The sequence below is a fragment of the Streptomyces sp. IMTB 2501 genome, assembly GCF_001953885.1.
Taxonomy (GTDB): domain Bacteria; phylum Actinomycetota; class Actinomycetes; order Streptomycetales; family Streptomycetaceae; genus Streptomyces.
In genome coordinates this window covers 275814-293946 of sequence record NZ_MQUS01000007.1, presented here as the reverse complement: position 1 = coordinate 293946, position 18133 = coordinate 275814, and the positions used below count along the sequence as shown (strand labels likewise).

Below are 18133 nucleotides of genomic sequence, written 5' to 3'. Positions count from 1 at the left end.
GAGCCGCGGAAGTCGACGCCTCTCCGCCGACAGCGACCGCATGTGGCGCAGGCAGGAGTGGGTCCAAGCGGGGGCGGGCGGACATCCCTGTGCCCCAGACCGGGTGGGCCTGGGGCACAGGGGCGCGGGGCCGGGGAGGTGGCTCAGCTGGTGCGGTGCGAGCGCCGTATGCGGCGAATGCCGAAGCAGGCGCCGAGCAGGACGGCGACGGCCGAGGCCGCGGCACCCGCGGTGACGGCTGCCCCGGCGGTCGCCGCGGACGCGCGCGGGGGCGCCGCCGTACCGCCGTAACCGCCGCCCTTGCCCGCCCGGTCGTAGGCGGAACCCGGGAGCTTGTCGCCATATTTCGCGTGTACCAGGCGCTGGTAGGCGACCAGGGTCACACCGCCGTTCCCCACGGCGCGCCGCGCGTCGGGGTCGAGCGGCAGCACACGGCCGTCCCGCACCACGTACCAGGCGTCGATCTGTGGCTCCCGGAAGACGGTTCCGAGGCCGTGTGCCTGGCTGACGTAGTCGGTCTCGTCACCGCCGGTGGCGATGTTGACGACCTTCCACCCCTTCGCCGTCCGTACGGTCCACACCGACGCGACCTGGCCGTCCGCGGAGACCGCCTTGCTCGCCACGAACTGCGGGTCCGCGACAGGGGCGCCCGGGCGTCCGGCGACGAAGCCCGGGGCGAGGGAGGAGACGGTGACCGACGGTCCGACCAGGTGCGGTCGTGCCGCGCTCTGTGCGATCGCGCCATCGCGGGCGAAGAAGCGCGAGAGGGTGAGAAGTGCGGCCGGAGATGACGCCGCCTCGCGCGCCTGAGCGGTGTCGGCGGCGGAGAAGGGCGCAGGGAGGCCGCCGGCTGCCGCAGCGTGGGCGGTGGCGGGGGCGAGTACGCCGAGGGCCGCGGTGGCGGCGAGCACCATGACCGCCGCGCCCTTGCGGACGGGCTTGCGGTCGGCGGGCGCGTGCCGGTTCGGTGACGTCGGGGTCGGTGAAGTGCCGCTCGATGACGTCTGGGCCGGTGTGCTCTGAGCCGTTGTGGTCCGGCTCGGTGACGTGCGGATCGGGGTCATGGGGTCACGCTCCGATCCCGTAGAGCGAATGGGTCCACGTGAACGAGTTGTTGCTCACGTAGTAGTCGTAATCCCCCCAGTTGTAGCGGTAGTTGGAGGGCCACGGGTCGCCCCAGTAGACCTGGTTGGTGGAGGTGTCGTAGCCGTACAGCACATGCATGTGCCCGCCCCCGGAGTTCCACTCGATGCGCGTCTCGATCGGGCGGTCGGCGTTGATTTCGTTCTGCACGGTGCCGTACCGCAGATAACCGCTCACGTATGTACCGGGGTTGATGCCCATCCAGTCGAGGGCGTTCTGCACGTCGTCCAACGCCGCCTGCCAGTTGCCGCAGGTGCTGCCCTGGGGCCGGTTGAAAGCGGCGTCGCAGAACTGGTTCTGGGTGTAGTTGCGCCCGAACCACGACGCGATGGTGTCGCCGCTGGCGGCCCAGCACCAGTTGCTGTTCTGCTGCGCCTGCATGGTGATGTTGAGGCGCTTGGCGGCGGGAGCGGCGGTCCGATGAACGGCGAGGGGAGCGGACTGCGGGGCGGGATTCGGAGCGGCGTGAGCGGTGGCCGTTGACACGAGGGCGGGCGTCAGGACGGCGACGGCCGCGAGGGCCGCCGACGCCAGCCGTCTACGGCCCCGGGTGGTACTGGACATGGCGTTCCTCCCAGTCAGGGTGGGGGTGGAGGAGCGCGTCCGGACGCTGCGACAGCAGCATCGATCTCTTGTTGGGTCCCGGTCAACGAAGTTATCCACAGGGCTGGCGGCGAAGTGAACTCCACCCGTACGGTTGTGAACGCCACGGCAGGTACCAGCAGATGGCAGCGCAAGCGACGCCCCGTTGCGGGATGGGGAAGTGAACGTTCACAGATAAACAATCGGAGGGGGTGGGGGGAGGGGAGGGGCCCAATGACAGCACGCAGTACCGATCGCCGCGCCACCCCGCGCCCCGGTGCCCCAGCCCTCGGCTCGTCCCGCCGGCCCACCCCCGAGGCCGAACTCGCCGAAGCCCTGCGCACCGGCCCGTTCTCCGCCGCGCTCCGGGCCGCGCTCGCCGCACGCGGGCTGGCTCTGCATCGCGTGCAGCACCGGCTCGCCCAGCGCGGCATACGTGTCGGCGTGACCAGCCTCAGCTACTGGCAGCGCGGTGTACGGCGGCCCGAGCGGCCGGAGTCGCTTCGTGCCGTCACCGCGCTAGAGGAGGTCCTGGAGCTTCCCCCGCACTCCCTCACCCGCCTGATAGGCCCACGTACCACGAGCGACCATCCCCCGGCTCGCCCGTATCGCACCCTCCTCGAACCAGCCGCCGCGCTCGAATCGCTGCTGGCGAGTCTGGCGGCACCGGCGGACGGCGGGCTGCACACCGTGATGCACTACGAGCACGTTCACATCGGTGCCCATCGAGAGCTCGCCGCCCGCGACTCACAGCACGTCGTACGCGCCCACCGCGATGGCGTCGACCGCTACCTCGCCATCCATCAGGGCGACCCCGGCTGCGACACGGAACGGGTACGGGTACTTGGTCTCGGCAACTGCCGGGTCGGCCGGATCCGGCGCCACGGCGCTTCGGGGGTGATCGTCGTCGAGCTGCTCTTCGACGGGCGGTTGAGAGCCGGGGAGACCGCCGTCCTGGGGTACCGTTTCGAGGACGGAACCGGCGCGCCCAGCCACGAGTACGTTCGCGGCTTCACCTACGGCGGGGGCCAGTACGTCCTCCAGGTCGGCTTCGACCGCGCCGCCCTGCCCGTCCACTGCCGCCGCTTCGCCCGCCCCTCGGCGACCGCCCCTCGCGAGGCGGTCGCCGATCTGACACTGAACGCCTATGGCTCGGTCCACCTCATGGAGCAGCAGCTACGGCCGGGCGTCCTCGGTATCACATGGGAGTGGGACTAGGGCGCGGATGCGGCGGGCGGCCGGACTTCCTGCCCGGCGACAACAGCGGCTCCATCACTGGCCGCCGCGCAAATGGATCGAGCGGGCAGCACATCCAGTGTTGCGTCTGTGGTCGCGGCGCGGTGGTGGCCTGGTTTCTCACATACCTCTCCCACAACAGATTCATCCCGTTCGTCGTTTACCGGGTGCTGCTGGGAACCGGCATCATCGGACCCGTAACCGTTGGCGCCCTCGCCCTCGCCCCGGACGTGGGTGCCAGGGGCTGGCACGCCGACCTCCGTCCGCAATACGTCAACCACCCTCTGAGGAGCCCGCGTTGGAGCTCGCTGTCAATGTGCTGGATGCCCAGTCGATGATCACCGCCTTCGGGCTGGCCGGCATCCTGGCGATCGTGTTCGCCGAGACCGGACTGCTCGTGGGCTTCTTCCTGCCCGGTGACTCCCTGCTGTTCCTGGCCGGGGTCGGCGCCTCCGGAGCGGCGGACCAGGTCTTCGACCGGCCGGGCTTCCACCTGTCCCTGCCAGGGCTGTTGATCGGTGCGCCGTTGTGCGCGATCGCCGGGGCGCAGCTCGGGCATCTGCTGGGAGCGCGGTTCGGGCCGAAGCTGTTCGCCCGGCCGGACTCGCGGCTGTTCAAGCAGGAGTACGTCGACAAGGCGGAGGCGTACTTCACCCGGTACGGCGCGGGCAAGGCCGTGGTCCTGGCGCGGTTCGTGCCCATCGTGCGTACGTTCCTCAACCCGGTGGCCGGGGTTCTGGGCATGCGGGCGGGGGCGTTCCTGGTGTGGAACGTGGTCGGTGGCACGGCGTGGACGCTCGGGGTGATCCTGCTCGGCTACCGGCTCGGCGACTCCCTCAAGGGCAGCATCGACTCCTATCTGCTGCCGGCGATCGGGCTGATCATCGCGCTGTCATTGCTGCCCGTGCTGATCGAGGTGGTCCGCTCCCGCCGCGCGGCAAGCCGCTGACGTCAGAGATTCCGGGAGGGGCCGGCCGTCGGCCGAGGCGCCGCCGGCCCTCCGTCTTCCCGGCCGGCCTCCCGCTCGGCTCCGGTCAACTCCCTCACTCCGTCAAGACAGCCCTGCCTCCCCGAGTAAGTGCATAAGGCCCGGTGAGAGGCCAGTAAGAGCAGTCGGCGACGGCCGTCACGCCCTGCCGTCGCAGCTGTCGGCTTGGCACACTGGCGGGCGCGTCGACCGCTCCGGAGAAAGCCGTACCCATGGACCATGCGCGACAACGGCTCGCCATCCTGCACCCCCGCCACAGCCTGGGCACCGTGTTCGCCCTCTCGTTCGCCTGCGTCACCGCCGCCACCACTCTCCTCGGAGGCTTCCTGAGCTACAACGCGGCGGCGCGGATGGTGCGGGTCGACCAGGACGACGTATTCCGTGGCGTCGTCAGCGACCTGCACCAGCAGGTCGCCCAGCGACGCCTGTCGCCGTCGGACTACTTCAGCGCCAGCCATGACCACGACGGCCCCCGCGACGACCTCTCGCGCCGCATCCGCACCGACGTCCAGGTCCTCGGCCCGGCCGGACGCGTCGAGGAACACGGCTACCCGGTGCTGCCGGTCCGCGTCGCCGACCGTGCCGCGGCCTCGCACGCCACGGCCGGCCACACCATTTACTACAAGGCCGAGATCGAGGGGGACCGCTACCGGGTCGCCACCGTCGCACTCGGCGGTGGGCGGGGCGCCGTACAAGTCGCCCAGCAGTACAGCGACACCGAGGTCCTGCTCAGGGAGCTGCAGGAACGCACCGTGGAGCTGAGCGCCACCGTCATCGTCGTGGCCGGCCTCGCGGGCTGGTGGCTGGCGCGCAGGATCGCCGGGCGGCTGGTCCGGCTGACGCGGGTCGCCGAGGACGTGGCCCGCACCGGTCGGCTGGACACGGCGGTCCCGGTCGCCGGGCCGGACGAAGTCGGCCGGCTGGGGCGGGCGTTCGACGGGATGCTGGGCCGGCTTGCCGCCTCGGAGGAGGTGCAGCGGCGGCTGGTGCAGGACGCCGGGCACGAACTGCGCACCCCGCTGACCTCGTTGCAGACCAACGTGGCCCTACTGGACCGCATCGACCGGCTGCCGCCGCAGGCCAAGGCGGACCTGATCGCCGACATGAAGAGCGAGACCCGTGAACTGGTCAACCTCGTCAACGAGTTGGTCGACCTCGCCGCCGGCGACCGCGACGCCGAACAGCCCACGGACACTGCCCTTGGCGCCGTGGCGGAGGAGGCCGCCGCCCTGGCCCGGCGCCGTACCGGCCGGGAGATCCTCGTCGAGGCCGACAGCATCGTCGTACGGGCCCGGCCCGCCGCGATACAGCGGGCGCTGACCAACCTGCTGGAGAACGCCGCCAAGTTCGACCAGGACGGAACCGAGCCGATAGAAGTCGCGATCACGGGCACGCGCGTGGAGGTGCGCGACCGCGGGCCGGGCATCGCCGAGGCCGATCTGCCCCGCGTCTTCGACCGCTTCTACCGTGCCGACAGTGCCCGCAGCCTGCCCGGCTCCGGGCTGGGCCTGGCGATCGTGCATGCCGTCGCCGTAACCCACGGCGGCATCGCCTTCGCCCGCAACCGGCCCGGCGGCGGCGCGGTCATCGGCTTCACCCTCGACCCCGCCTCCCGCGTCGAACGCCCTCCTACGACGCCTGCGGCGGACTCCGCCGCCGCGCCGCACTGACCGTCCGCGGCCGTCGGCCCCGCCTGGCTGCGACCACGGTCAGATCGTCCCGCGACGCACCAGCGCTCCCGGCGGCACCAGCCCCGGCAAGTGAGGGCGGCAGCCGCGATGTTCGCGGCGCGGCCGTCGCCGCCACTCCCGACCCCCGAGCCTTCGCCATCCTCGCCATCTCCGCCATGTCCGGCAGCCGGGGCCCGTCCTCGTCACGGCCGCCATGCTGGGCGCCCTCGCCCCCGCCCGGCGCCGCGTCCTGCTCGCCCACGAACACGCCCTCGCGTACACCGCCGTGACGGTTGCCGTCGCCGCCAATCCGGTAGGGACCACCGTCGCCTTCCTCGTCGAACGCTGGAACGACGAGCAGGCGGCGACGGCCGTAGGAGACCGGACGGTCACCGCCCGCGCCTGGCTCGGGCCGTCCTCCTCGCCCACCGCGCGCGCCCGGCCTGTGTTTTGAACTTCACCGATCGCGTCGTCCCCCCGCCGCGTCGCCGTCCCGCAGACCGCTCCGCGACCGCACCTGTGACCGCCCGCCACAGACGTACTCGCCATCGGCCTGCTCCCGGCACGCCGCCGACGCGACAGTTGGGCTCACTGCTGTCCCCGGTCGGCCCGCGCCCTTTCGTCGGCTCCGGCCTGCCATGTACGTCCGATCGCGCGGAGCAGCGCCGGATACACCCCGAGGTATCGGAAGGGCTTGATGGCTGCCATGTAGAGGGTGCCGAAGGGCCCGTTGGGCTTCACCAGGACGGCCATCTGGCCGCGGTAGCCGCCGGAGTCGTCTGCAACCCAGCCGATGTGCAGCACCGCGTGCACGGTCTGGTTCGCCATCTCGGCCGCCCACTCGTCCTGCGTCAGATAGAGGGGTGTGAACTTGCCCCCGCGGAAGGCGGGTCCCCGGGGAGCCTCGCGGAGATCTTCCGGCAAGCGGTCGAGGAGGGTGTGCACGCGCCTGCCGACGCCGGTGCCGGGCTTGTCCCAGCCGAGCAGTGCCCCGAGTTTCCAGCGGACCGCGAAGAGCAGGCGCGCCACCGGGGAGGTGCTGTTCTCCACGAAGTCGCCGCGTGTGAACTGGCGGACCAGGTAAGGGAGATCGTCACGGCCGCCGGGCGTCGGAAGCGCCCACACGTCCTCGACGCGGAAGTCGCCGGCGATCTCGTGGATCCGCCAGGGACGGGAGGTGTGCGCGGTTGCGGGGAGTCTCATGGCAGGCCCCTGTCCATACGATTATCTATACGGTGCCGTATAGCTCAAGCCTAGAGGGAGCTATACGGCACCGTATATTCGACGGGAGACGTGTGAGGGGAGACACATCATGGGCGTGACACGCACGCCTCGCGCCAAGTGGATCGAGGAGGGGCTGCGGGCGCTGGCCGCCGGCGGCCCGGAAGCCGTCCGGGTCGAGTCGCTGGCGCAGGCGCTCCGGGTCAGCAAGGGCGGGTTCTACGGGTACTTCGCCAACCGGGGTGCGCTCCTCGCCGACATGCTCGACACGTGGGAGCGTGAGGTCACGGAGAAGGTGATCGAGCAGGTCGAGAGCGGTGGTGGAGACGCCAGGGCCAGACTTGAGCGGCTGTTCACGGTCGTCGCCTCCGTCGGCGACAGCCCGGCGACCGGCGTCGCCGTGGAGCTGGCGATCCGCGACTGGGCCCGGCACGACGAAGCCGTCGCACAGCGGCTCCGACACGTGGACAACCGGCGCATGGAGTACCTGCGCTCGCTGTTCGGCGCCTTCTGTCCCGACGAGGACGAGGTCGAGGTCCGCTGTCTGCTCACCTACTCGCTGCGCATCGGCAGCCACTTCATCGCCGCGGACCACAGTGGCCGCAGCCGCGAGGAGGTGATGCGGCTGGCCAGGCTGCGCCTCCTGGCGTAGCCGGCTTCCACGGGGTGCCTCTGCTCCTCCCTGCCCGCGGGTTCGAATCCCGCCGGCACCGCAGCCGCCGGCAGCGTCCGTACAACAATTGACGTGTCCTTGACCGCTTCCACCAACTCTGCTCACCCGGCGCAGGGCTACGCTCACCCGGCGACGCACAGCCCAAGTCAGGCCGTTCTTCGGAGAGTTGGGGGTATCGCCATGCGCACACGTACGAGAGCGTCTCTCGTGGCCACCGCGGCCGCGTTTCTGCTCGTCGCCGCTGTGGGCAGTTCCACGGCCGCGGGCGACGCACAGCCGGTCCGTCCGGTCTCGCCCGGTGACCCCTACGCCGCCTGCGACATCAGCGGCGACGGCACGGGCACCAACTACCCGTCCGCAGAGGACGAACCGTACGTCACCGCTTCCCCGCGCGACCCGCGCGACGCGGTCGGCATCTTCCAGCAGGACCGCTGGTCCAACGGCGGCGCCCGGGGTCTGACCGCCACGTACACCCACGACGGGCGGCACTTCACCGAGACCCCGCTGCCGTTCTCGCACTGCGCGCCGGGCGGGCTCGACTACCAGCGCGCGTCGGACGGATGGGTGAGCACCGGCCCCGACGGCACGGTCTACGCCAGCGGGCTGGTGTTCGACGCCACCGACGCGCGCAACGGCGTGGCCGCCTCGACGTCGTACGACGGTGGACGCACCTGGACGCGGACGACTCCTCTGATCGACGACACACAGGCCCAGTTCAGCAACGACAAGAACTCCGTCACGGCCGACCCCGTGCACCCGGGTGTCGCCTACCAGGTCTGGGACCGCATCGACGAGGACGACCCCGCCAAGGTCTACGACGGGCCCGCCTACATCTCCGTCACCCGCGACGGCGGACGGCACTGGTCCACGGCCCGCCCGTTCGTGGACACCTCGGTCGTCCCGCACTCGCAGACCATCGGCAATGTCATCGTCGTCGACCCGCGCACCGACACCCTCTACGACGTCTTCGACTGGCAGACGTACGACATCGACTACACGACCGGCACCTTCACACCCACCGACCTGCACTTCGCCGTCGTCAAGTCGACCGATCAGGGCCGTACATGGAGCAAGCCCGTCACCATCGCAAAGGACACGGCCGCGCCCGAGGTGGACCCCAACGCCCCCGGCGACGCCACCAAGGCGCTGCGGGCGGGCGGCGACCTGCCGAACGTCGCCATCGATCCGCACACCGGTGAGCTGTATGTCGCCTACGAAGGATCGGACTTCAGCGCTGGTGCCTACAACTCCGTGGAGCTGACCCGTTCCACCGACGGTGGCCGGACCTGGTCAGCTTCTCAGCGGGTCAACTCCGTCGCCTCCGCGCCCGCCTTCACGCCCTCGATCAGCGTGGACGCCCACGGCACGGTTGCGATCACCTACTACGACCTGCGCTACCTCACCGCCGGGAACACCACGACCCTGCCCACCGTCGCCTGGCTGCTCACCTTTGCGCGCGGCGCCGAGAACCACGCCACCGAGCGCCGAATCTCCCAGGTGTTCGACTGGCTCCAGGCCCCGTACGCCGGGGGCCACTTCCTCGGTGACTACGAGGGCCTCGCCGCCGATGGCCGCTGCGCCGTGCGGCCGCTGTTCGTCGAGACCAACGCCGGCGCTCCGCAGGATTCGACGGACGCCTACAGCGGGTGGTTCGCAGCCGCCGACACCGGCCATGGCCCCGTCGCCGCCGGCGTCACACCGCGCGCGACGGCCCTCAAGGCGGCCCGCCCGCACCGGATCCTCCGGTGATCAGAGGCTGATCCTGCTCGTCGGCTCCGGGACCGGCCTGGGGGGCCTCAACAGCTGTGGGGGAGTGGAAGTCCGGGCTCCCGTGAGCCGCAAGGTAAACAGCGTGCCATTTTTCCTGTGAGCCCTTTGTGTGACTGTTGTGGTCACGCCAAGATCCCCCCTGCACCGGGACACCCCCATATGCCCGCTGCAGGGAGGAGAGGGCATGCTGCCCACGAGGCATCAGCGGCGGTTCATCACCTGTACCGTCGTAGCGGCCGCGTTCGGACTGGTGACCACCCAGTCGTTCGCGGCCTCGCACGATACGAGACCCCGGCCCTGGCAGGCGCGCCACCAGGCCGCGATAGGCCGTCAGCACATCAAGGCGGTCCACGCGGGCCACGGAATATCCGCCTTCGCCGCAGAGGGGGACGACGGCGGTGCCGACGAGGCGGAGAATTCCGCCGAGTCGACGGCCCAGTTCACCGAGGCGCGCACCGCGCCCGGTGTGGTCGCGCCCGGCGCCTACGGGGCGGCCTGGCAGCAGCTGCAGTCGATGCGGCACACGAGCGGCGGCTGGGACCACGTCACGAAGAAGGCGTACAACGCCGACGATCCCCGCTACCGCGATGTGAACTCCAACTCCAGTGCCGGCGCGGGCGACGTGACCGGGCGGATCACCGGGATCGCCGCCGACGACCAGGGCTATGTGTACGCGGGCGGAGCCAACGGCGGTGTCTTCCGCTCGACGACCGGCGGCGGGCACTGGAAGCCGATCTCCGACAAGCTGCCGTCCCTGTCGACCGGCACCCTCTCCCTCGACGGCCGGCAGCGGCTCTGGTACGCCACGGGCGAGTCCAACACCGGGGCGACGTCCTTCGTGGGTACGGGCGTGTACGTCCTCAAGGACCCGCGTCACGGGCAGTTCCAGCCCGGTGACCGCGTCGGCGGCGCCGAGCTGGAGTCCACCGTCATCCACGCGCTGCGCTTCGCCGGCACCACGGTGTGGGCGGCGACCAGCACCGGTGTCTGGTCGCACTCCTCAACCGTCCTGTCCGGTCCGTGGAAGCACGAGTTCGCTCCCAACCCGGACTATCTGCCGGGCGGTGCGAAGGCGGACGACCCGAGCGCGCCGTACAAGAACATCGCCAACGACATCGCCGTCGACCCGAAGGACCCCTCCAAGGTTCTGCTCGCGGTCGGCTGGCGTGGCGGTGACACCTACAACGGCCTGTACGCCAAGGCGGACGACGGCAGCTGGAAGCCGGTCAGCGGGCTCGGTGACCTGCCCACCAGCAGTGCCGACGTCGGCAACATGACCTTCGCCGCGGCGGCCGACGGCTCGCGCCTGTACGCCATCGACCAGTCCCCGGCGCAGATGGCCGCCAACCCGGACAGCGGGCTCAAGGGCGTGTACGTCTCCAAGAACGGCTCGCCGTTCGGGCCGTGGACGCTGATCGCGGACTACACCAAGCTGAAGGCGTCCGGGTCGGCGCTGCAGACCGCCGGTTACATGCCCGGCATCCAGTCCTGGTACAACCAGTTCCTCCAGGTCGACCCGGCCAACCCGGATCATCTCTACCTCGGCCTGGAAGAGGTCTTCGAGACCAAGAACGGCGGCCAGAGCTGGACGACTCCGGGCCCGTACTGGAACTTCCCCTTCCCGTGCTGGAGCATCGACCCCTCGAAGCAGACGGGTGACTGCTCGCCCACCACCCACTCCGACCAGCACGCGGTCGCCATCGGCAGCTACCGGGGCAAGACCTGGGCCTACGTCGGCAACGACGGCGGCATCTACCGCCGCCCGCTGAACGGCGCCGTCGACTCGGGCGGTCACGCCAAGGACTGGCAGTCCCTGAGCGACGGCACCCTCGACACCCTCCAGTACTACTCGGTGGGCGTCGGCAAGGACCTCACCTATGGTGGGGTCTCGGTGACCGGCGGGCTCCAGGACAACGGCCAGTCGATCCTGCGCGGCCGGGACAAGGTCATGGGCTCCAACTTCGGCGGTGACGGCGGTGACACGATCACCGACCCCGCGAACGGCTGCAACATCGCCGCCGAGTACGTCTACCTCGACCTGTGGGTCACCCAGAACTGCGGCGTGAACGACGGCTCGTGGTCCACGGACCCGTCGAAGGCCACCGAGTACGAGGTCGCCCCGCCGGACAAGGACCTCGGCGGCGCGGGCGCCCGCTTCATCGCCCCGATCTCCGCTGACGCCAAGGACCCCAACACCTGGATCGCCGGTGGCCGGCACGTGTGGGTGAACACCAAGGGCTACGCCATCCGCTCCGGCAAGGAGTGGACGAACGCCTACGACCTCGGTGAAGGCCATGTGGCCACGGCCGTGGCGTCCTCCGGCGGCACGGTGTACGTCGGCTGGTGCGGGCCCTGCAACAACCAGGGCTTCACCCGCGGCATCGCGGTCGGCAACGCCGACGGCACCGGCTGGCACCAGCTCAGCCTCCCGGTCGACGGGACGATCCCGAACCGCTACATCTCCGGCTTCGAGGTCGACCCCGCCGACGCCCAGCACGTCTACGTGGCGGTCAACGGCTTCTCCCGCAAGTGGACCGAGGGCCCCGGCGCGGGCGTCGGCCACGTCTTCGAGTCCAAGGACGGCGGCGCCAACTGGACGGACATCTCCACCAACCTGCCCGACGTCCCGGCCGACACGGTCAAGCTCCTCCCGAACGGCGGCCTCGCCCTCGGCACCGACCTGGCCACCTTCTACCGCCCCGCCGGCGCCACGAAGTGGCTGGTCCTGGGGCACGACCTGCCGACCACGGCCGTGATGCAGCTGCGCCTCGGCCCGGACGGCACGCTGTACGCCGCCACGCACGGACGCGGCATCTGGTCCTTCGACGTACGGCGCCTCAAGGGCCGTAAGGACTGAACACGGCGGAACGTCCGCCGTACCACGGCCGGTGTGCTCCCTGCGCGGGGGCACACCGGCCGTCCGGCGTTTTCCGGGCTCACTGCACCGGATATGCCGCCACGCTCAGCCGGAGAGTGAAGAGCGGAGCGCCCTCCGGCCCCCAGGTGACGGTCACCGACCCGGTGCGCGCCGCTCGGACCGTGGCGCGCGTCGCGCCCTTGCCGTCGGTGGCGGTGGACGTCACGAGCGCCAGCATCGGATTGCTGGTGCGCGGCTGCGGCCATGGGCCCTGGGGGCGGGCCTGAAGGACCACGGTGACCGTCGTACCGGATCGCACGCACAGGTCGTGGACGGAGGCGTCGCCGGGGCTGTGGGTGACCGTGGCGGAGCCGGTGACGCAGCGGGGACGCGGTGTGCCGGGACTGCTTTCCGAGGGTCCTCGGGTGACCGGATCGGCCGAAGGGGGCGGTGGCGTCGCGTCCGGGTGTGAGCCGCCGCCGCTGCCTCCGCAGGCGGTCAAGAGGCAGCAGACGGCGACCAGGACGGCCCCGAGCCGAGGCCAGGACACGCGCCCGGTTCTGTTGCCGTCCCTCATCATGACCACTCCCTCGTACGGCCGGACGCCCGTGCGACGTTCTCGACCGCGGATCGGTTCCCTTCGGGCGAGGAGGGACTCAGCGGATACCCGAGTCGAACGAGATGACGACCGTGGTGAACCGTCCACCGGTGACCCTGACGTTCGTCGGCTGGGCGATCGGCGCGACGGCGCCGGTGAGGTTGACGGGATGGACGGTGTAGGTGCCCGGCGGCAGCGAGACACGGAAGTGGCCGTCGGCACCGCTGGTGGTCTCGGCGACCGTCCGTTCGGGATCACCGCCGGTGATGGTCAGCCGGGCGCTCAGGGGCCGGTCGGGGCAGGGGCTGTGTACGCGGATCACCGGGCAGCCGCCGTCGACCGTGGTGCGGCCCTCGATTCCGGAGCCGGACGCGCCCGGTGATCCGGCCCAGCGGGAGCCCGCGCATCCGGTGGCCGCCAGCACGGCGGCCAGCGCCGGGACGGCGAGCGCCGTGCGCAGGGGGCGCCTCATACGGGTTGGACTCCCCACTGTGCCGGTCGGTTCCCGCCACGGGCATGGCCCAAAGGCTGGCCCCCCGGCTGTCCCACAGGTGCGTTCCGGCGGACACCGGAACGCACCTCGGGGCGGACAGCGAGCAGATCAGCGCCGGGTCGGCAGGGGACCGGATCCGGTGGACTCGGAGGGCGCCGTGACGTTCGCCGCGCCGTGGGTGGTCGTGCGGGCGCTGCCGCCGGTGACGGCGAGGGGCCCTGCGGTGTAGAGGGCTTCGTCGAAGGCTTGGCCGCCCGCCGGGGTCTTGCCGACGGCGAAGACGGAGACTGCCTTGCCGCTGAGGACGGAGGTGGAGATGTAGTCGCCGACCATGCGTCCCTGGGTGGAGTCGGCGATCTGGGACAGGGACATGGGCCCGGCGACGGTGGTCGGACCGCTCCAGGTGCTGCCGCCGTTGGCGGAGGAGAGGTAGCCGACCTCCAACTGGCAGGTGGAAGCGGTGCAGTTGGCATTCGGGTAGAAGTAGTAGTAGAGCCCGATCTTCGCCGTGCTGCCGGAGGTGGTGGGGTCGATGCCGATGCCGGGGATGAAGTGGTCGGCGCTGCTCGTGGTGGCGTCGATCGGGACGCGGGTCACGGCCGACCAGCTGGTGCCGTTGGTGGAGGTGGCATAGACGATGTCGTTGGCGGGGCAGCCGGACCGGAAGCGGCAGTCCTGCCAGGCGACGTAGATCTTGCCGGACCCGTCGATCTCGGCGGACGGCAGACCCTCACCGTCACGGAGGTTGCCGGCCACGCCGTGGCTGGAGACGTTGGCGACCAGCGCACTGGAACTCCAACTGGAGCCGCCATTGCTGGAGTTGAAGGCGCGGATCGAGGACCCGTTGGTGGAATAGGGGACCACGACCGTGCCGTTCGGCTGGACGAGGGGCTGGCCGCCCAGCCCGGTCGGGTTGCCGGAGGGCGACACGGGGCCGGACCAGGTGGCGCCGCCGTCGGTGGACCGGCTCATGACCACACGGTTGCCGGACGAGGTGATGTCGACCTCGACATAGCAGGTGCCGTAGAACGCGCTGGAGGTGCTGTTGTCGCAGACGATCCATTCCTTGTCGTAGCCCTGGCCGTCGTTGCCGACCGCCATGACCGGGTTCTGCCAGCTGGTTCCGTTCGTGGAACGGCTGACCGTCACGCCCGCGCCGTTGACGGCGGAGTCGATGACCAGTCCGGAGACCATCCAGGTGCCGTGCTTGGCGTCGTAGGCGACGGACGGGTCGGACACGCGGGCCCAGCTGCCGCCGCCCTGGTAGGTGGTGATGCCGGGGAGCATGCCGTGCTGCCAGGTGGTGCCGCCGTCGGTGGAGGTGTTCCAGCCGATGTCGGAGGCGCCGCCGTCGGTGAACCGGCCGACCTGGGAGGAGGCGACGACCGTGTTGCCCCAGGCGAAGGTGTCCGGCTCCAGCTCGGTGGCGTGCTGGCTGGAGGAGTTGGTGAACGGGTCCGTGCTGACCTGCGTCAGACCGGGAGGGGGAGCGGCCGTGGTGAAGGCCGCGTCGTCGTAGAGCGTGTAGGTGGCGTCGCCCGTGTAGTTGTCGTCATGGCTGACGAGTTCGAGGGTGTAGTTGTGCCCGGCGGTCACCGCCGAGGTGACCTGCTTCCAGCCCTGGCCGTTGGTGCATGTCCTGGCCAGGACGGTCGTCGTGGTGCCGGCCGTGGTGTCGGCGAGAGTGGCCGTGGCCCAGTCGTATGTCACCGTGTCGGGGCAGGTGACGCTGTACCAGAAGGACAGCCGGCCGGCGCCGGCCGGCGCGGTGAAGGACTGGGAGACGGACGAGTCGCCGTTGGTGGGCGAGGTGCCGCCGACACGGGCGGCGTACGTCCCGCTGTGGGCGCCGGAGTTGACCACCGCGGTCGTACCGGTGGTCGTCCAGCCCGTCAGACTGCCCGACTCGAAGCCGCCGTTGGCGACGTCGGCAAGGGCCGGGTGCGAGGAGAGGAGGAGACCGCTCAGGGAGAGCAGGGCGGTGGTGGCGGTCGCGACGGATCTGCGGAGCGCGATGCGCGACATGAGGGACCCCTTGTCGTGTATGGGGGGGTTCGGTGGCGGGGCGGGCGACCGATGCGCGGTGGGTGGCCCACCCCCGGGGACGACGCCGGTGGATCAGGAGCGGGTCACGTCGTCGCAGCGGGTGCAGGTGGCGTCACCCGGGTAGTTGTCGTCGTGGCTGATCAGGGTGCGCGTGCAGCTGTGCCCGGCGGTGACGGACGCGGTCTTCTGGATCCAGGCGAAGGACGGCACACAGGTCCTGGCCGGCGCCCCGGGACGTGGTTCCCGCCGAGGTCCAGCCAGTCGAACTGCCCGTCTCACTCGTTCGTGTACCGGAAGGCGCAGTCGTCAGCGGGGTCGACGGCCATCGAGGTGTGATCGTCCCAGCGGCTGTAACTCGCCTGCCGCGTCTGCGTGTGCGTCTGCGTCTGGACCGGGTCACGGAACATCCTTTCGGACAGCCGGGGTCGACCCGGCGCGTCGGGGAGAGAAGGACGTTCACGCCGATGGAGCGCGTGTTCGCAATGCGGGATGCTTGCACCGGACATGTCATGTAACAAGGGAGCCGACGGCGAAATCACGCCAGGCAACCGAGAATTTACGGAGCACGTGAAGGAGTCGGTGAAGGCCCGGAGGAAATCCTTTCGCCGAGGCGGCCGTCGCCGTCGGAGTCGAGTTGACGGAAGCCGTGGCCGGGTTCGGCCGGGAGGACCCGGGAACCGCCGAAGACGGTGCGGTACTCGTCGGCGCTCAGGCGCGTCCGCGGAGCATCAAGTTCCAGTAGAGGAACGGCAGTCCGTAGCGCTTGAGGTACCACATGTCCCGGCGTTCATGCGTCGTGTCGATGAGCGGGAGCGTCGGGCGGTGGCGCAGGGTGTAGTCGAACTCGGCCAGCAGCATGCTGTGCCGGGAGGTGGTGATCGGGCAGGAGGAGTATCCGTCGTACGAGGCGGGCGGCGGCTCGGTGCCGGCGAGGCTCGCGGCGATGTTGCGGGCGACGACCGGTGCCTGTTTGCGGATCGCGGCCCCGGTCTTGGAGTTGGGCGAGGAGCCGGCGTCTCCGAGGGCGAAGATGTCGGGGTGGCGCACATGACGCAGGGTGTGCTTGTCGATCTCCGCATAGCCCGCCGGATCCGCCGGATCGGCCAGCGGGGTCTCCTTGAGCCAGTCGGGCGCCGACTGGGGCGGCACGAGGTGCATCATGTCGAAACGGAGGGAGTCCTTGGCCCCTGACGTGTGGTCGACGATGACCGCGTCGCGGCCGTCCGGGTCCACTTCCACCAGTTCGCTGTTCTTGCGCACCTCGATGCCGTAGCGGGCCACGACCCGTTCGAGTTCCTCGGCGAACACGGGAACCCCGAACATGCCGGGCGTGGGCAGTACGAGTACCACCCGTATGTCTTTCAGGACGCCCTGTTCGCGCCAGTGGTCCGCGGCGAGATAGGCGATCTTCTGGGGTGCGCCACCGCACTTGATCGGGCCTGACGGCATGGTGAACACCGCGGTGCCCGAGCGCATGGAGCGGATCAGGTCCCAGGTCTTGGGCGCCAGTTCGTAGGTGTAGTTGCTGGAGGTGTGCGGCGCGGTGACGGCCTGCGCCATGCCGGGCACCCGGTTCCAGTCGAGTTGGATGCCAGGGCAGACGACGAGCCTGTCGTAGCCGATGGTGTGTCCGTCGGCGGTGCCGACGGTCCGTCCTGCGGGATCCACGGTCTCCACGCGGCCGCGTATCCAGGAGACGCCCTTCGGGAGGACCGACCGCTGGGGGCGGGCGCTCGCCGCGGCGGTGGCCCGTCCGCCGCCGACCAGTGTCCACAGCGGTTGGTAGTAGTGCGTGGCTGAGGGCTCGACGAGCCCGATGTCACGGATGCCGTGGCGCCGCAGCCGGGCCGCGACGCTGATGCCGGCCGTTCCTCCGCCCACGATGAGGACCTTGTGGTGAGCCTTGATGGTCATGTGCGGCTTCCCCTTCGCGTCCGTCCGAGTTAATGTACGTACATTAGCTTTCCAAATGTACGTACACAAGGATGGATCATGAACGAGGAACCGTCTGCCCCGGCCGGCCGGGGCGCGCGTTCCCGGGCGGTCCGCGGCGGGACTCCGCTGTGGCGTCATGTGCGGGACGACCTCAGATCCCGGCTGGCGCGGGGCGAGTTCGGCGACTCCTTCCCCGGTGAGAACGAGCTGGCCGCGCGGTACGGGGTGAGCCGGCACACCGTTCGCGAGGCGCTGCGCGAGCTGCGGGAGGAAGGCCTGGTCACCGCCGCGAAGGGCCGGCGGCCGCGACCGGTGGGCGAGGCGGTCATAGAGCAGCCCGTCGGTGCCCTCTACAGCCTGTTCGCCTCCGTCGAGGCGGCCGGTCTGGAACAGCGCAGCATCGTCCGCGCTCTCGACATCCGTGCCGACGCGCACGTGGCGGTGCGCCTCGGCATGGAGGAGTCGACGCCGCTGCTGTACCTGGAACGCATCCGTCTGGCCGACGGGGAACCCCTGGCCCACGACAAGGTGTGGCTGCTGGCCTCGGACGCCCGGGCGCTGCTCGACGTCGACTTCGGCCACACGGCGCTCTACGACGAGCTGGCCGGCCGCTGTGGCATCCGCCTCGTCGGGGGAGAGGAACGGATCAAGGCGGTCACCCCGACTGCCGCCGAACAGCGGCTGCTCGGCCTCCCCGAGGGTGTCGCGGCGTTCTCCATCGAGCGGCTCGGCCGTACGCACGGCCGCACGGTCGAGTGGCGCACCACCCTCATCCGCGGCGACCGGTTCAGCGTCGTCGCGCAGTTCGACGCCCGTGCCGGGTACCGCCTCGATCCCGCCGGGACCCCGTTCACCCACTCGATGCGCAGGGTGCGGCGGCTCGATCCCGCGCGGTGAGAGGGCCCGGATCGGGTCATGTGT

At 70.6% G+C, this 18133-nt stretch carries 16 protein-coding genes; 8 read left to right on the top strand and 8 right to left on the bottom strand.

All coding sequences use genetic code 11. The features are described from left to right. Nucleotides 1-143: 143 nt before the first annotated feature. The gene (locus tag AV521_RS15215) at nt 144-1064 is read right to left on the bottom strand and encodes a hypothetical protein (protein WP_256725555.1); all 921 of its coding nucleotides are present in this window, start codon (nt 1062-1064) and stop codon (nt 144-146) included. Between the two features lie 4 nt (nt 1065-1068). Then, nucleotides 1069-1707: a papain-like cysteine protease family protein gene (locus tag AV521_RS15210; RefSeq protein WP_076088508.1), complete on the bottom strand. Its 639-nt coding sequence runs from the start codon at nt 1705-1707 to the stop codon at nt 1069-1071. A 252-nt stretch (nt 1708-1959) separates the two neighbouring features. On the opposite strand from AV521_RS15210, the gene AV521_RS15205 reads away from it, so the two are divergent. The 4 genes from AV521_RS15205 (at nt 1960) to AV521_RS15190 (ending at nt 6073) form a co-directional block, all read left to right on the top strand. Next, on the top strand, nt 1960-2943 hold the full coding sequence (locus AV521_RS15205) for a hypothetical protein (RefSeq protein ID WP_079249253.1): 984 nt from the start codon (nt 1960-1962) through the stop codon (nt 2941-2943). A 316-nt stretch (nt 2944-3259) separates the two neighbouring features. Continuing rightward, the gene (locus AV521_RS15200) at nt 3260-3910 is read left to right on the top strand and encodes a DedA family protein (protein ID WP_076088506.1); all 651 of its coding nucleotides are present in this window, start codon (nt 3260-3262) and stop codon (nt 3908-3910) included. A 251-nt stretch (nt 3911-4161) separates the two neighbouring features. Beyond that, a complete protein-coding gene (locus AV521_RS15195) occupies nt 4162-5619 on the top strand; it encodes a HAMP domain-containing sensor histidine kinase (protein WP_076088505.1) in 1458 nt (485 codons plus the stop codon). A 214-nt stretch (nt 5620-5833) separates the two neighbouring features. Next, nucleotides 5834-6073 (top strand): hypothetical protein, encoded by a 240-nt coding sequence (locus AV521_RS15190; protein ID WP_076088504.1) that lies wholly within the window; start codon nt 5834-5836, stop codon nt 6071-6073. A gap of 134 nt (nt 6074-6207) precedes the next feature. Here AV521_RS15190 and AV521_RS15185 read toward each other — a convergent pair whose 3' ends face one another. After that, a complete protein-coding gene (locus AV521_RS15185) occupies nt 6208-6822 on the bottom strand; it encodes a DUF2867 domain-containing protein (protein ID WP_076088503.1) in 615 nt (204 codons plus the stop codon). Between the two features lie 109 nt (nt 6823-6931). Between AV521_RS15185 and AV521_RS15180 the strand changes: the two genes are divergently transcribed. From AV521_RS15180 to AV521_RS15170, 3 genes are all read left to right on the top strand, one after another. Continuing rightward, entirely contained in the window at nt 6932-7492 is a 561-nt protein-coding gene (locus AV521_RS15180; RefSeq protein WP_076088502.1) for a TetR/AcrR family transcriptional regulator, read from the top strand. 201 nt (nt 7493-7693) lie between these two features. Then, a complete protein-coding gene (locus AV521_RS15175) occupies nt 7694-9262 on the top strand; it encodes a sialidase family protein (protein WP_107480919.1) in 1569 nt (522 codons plus the stop codon). A gap of 205 nt (nt 9263-9467) precedes the next feature. Beyond that, nucleotides 9468-12140 (top strand): glycosyl hydrolase, encoded by a 2673-nt coding sequence (locus AV521_RS15170; protein WP_076088500.1) that lies wholly within the window; start codon nt 9468-9470, stop codon nt 12138-12140. Between the two features lie 79 nt (nt 12141-12219). On the opposite strand, the gene AV521_RS15165 is transcribed toward AV521_RS15170, so the two are convergent. The 5 genes from AV521_RS15165 to AV521_RS15150 form a co-directional block, all read right to left on the bottom strand. Further along, on the bottom strand, nt 12220-12690 hold the full coding sequence (locus tag AV521_RS15165; RefSeq protein ID WP_143658609.1) for a hypothetical protein: 471 nt from the start codon (nt 12688-12690) through the stop codon (nt 12220-12222). A 106-nt stretch (nt 12691-12796) separates the two neighbouring features. Continuing rightward, nucleotides 12797-13210 (bottom strand): carboxypeptidase-like regulatory domain-containing protein, encoded by a 414-nt coding sequence (locus AV521_RS15160; RefSeq protein ID WP_076088498.1) that lies wholly within the window; start codon nt 13208-13210, stop codon nt 12797-12799. A gap of 129 nt (nt 13211-13339) precedes the next feature. After that, the gene (locus AV521_RS15155) at nt 13340-15256 is read right to left on the bottom strand and encodes an exo-alpha-sialidase (RefSeq protein ID WP_256725554.1); all 1917 of its coding nucleotides are present in this window, start codon (nt 15254-15256) and stop codon (nt 13340-13342) included. 93 nt (nt 15257-15349) lie between these two features. Next, complete coding sequence (locus AV521_RS49290; RefSeq protein ID WP_179023108.1) at nt 15350-15487, bottom strand: hypothetical protein; 138 nt, start codon at nt 15485-15487, stop codon at nt 15350-15352. 498 nt (nt 15488-15985) lie between these two features. Continuing rightward, nucleotides 15986-17191 (bottom strand): FAD/NAD(P)-binding oxidoreductase, encoded by a 1206-nt coding sequence (locus AV521_RS15150; protein ID WP_076088497.1) that lies wholly within the window; start codon nt 17189-17191, stop codon nt 15986-15988. Between the two features lie 78 nt (nt 17192-17269). Between AV521_RS15150 and AV521_RS15145 the strand changes: the two genes are divergently transcribed. Next, a complete protein-coding gene (locus tag AV521_RS15145) occupies nt 17270-18109 on the top strand; it encodes a GntR family transcriptional regulator (protein WP_076088496.1) in 840 nt (279 codons plus the stop codon). The last annotated feature ends 24 nt before the right edge of the window (nt 18110-18133 follow it).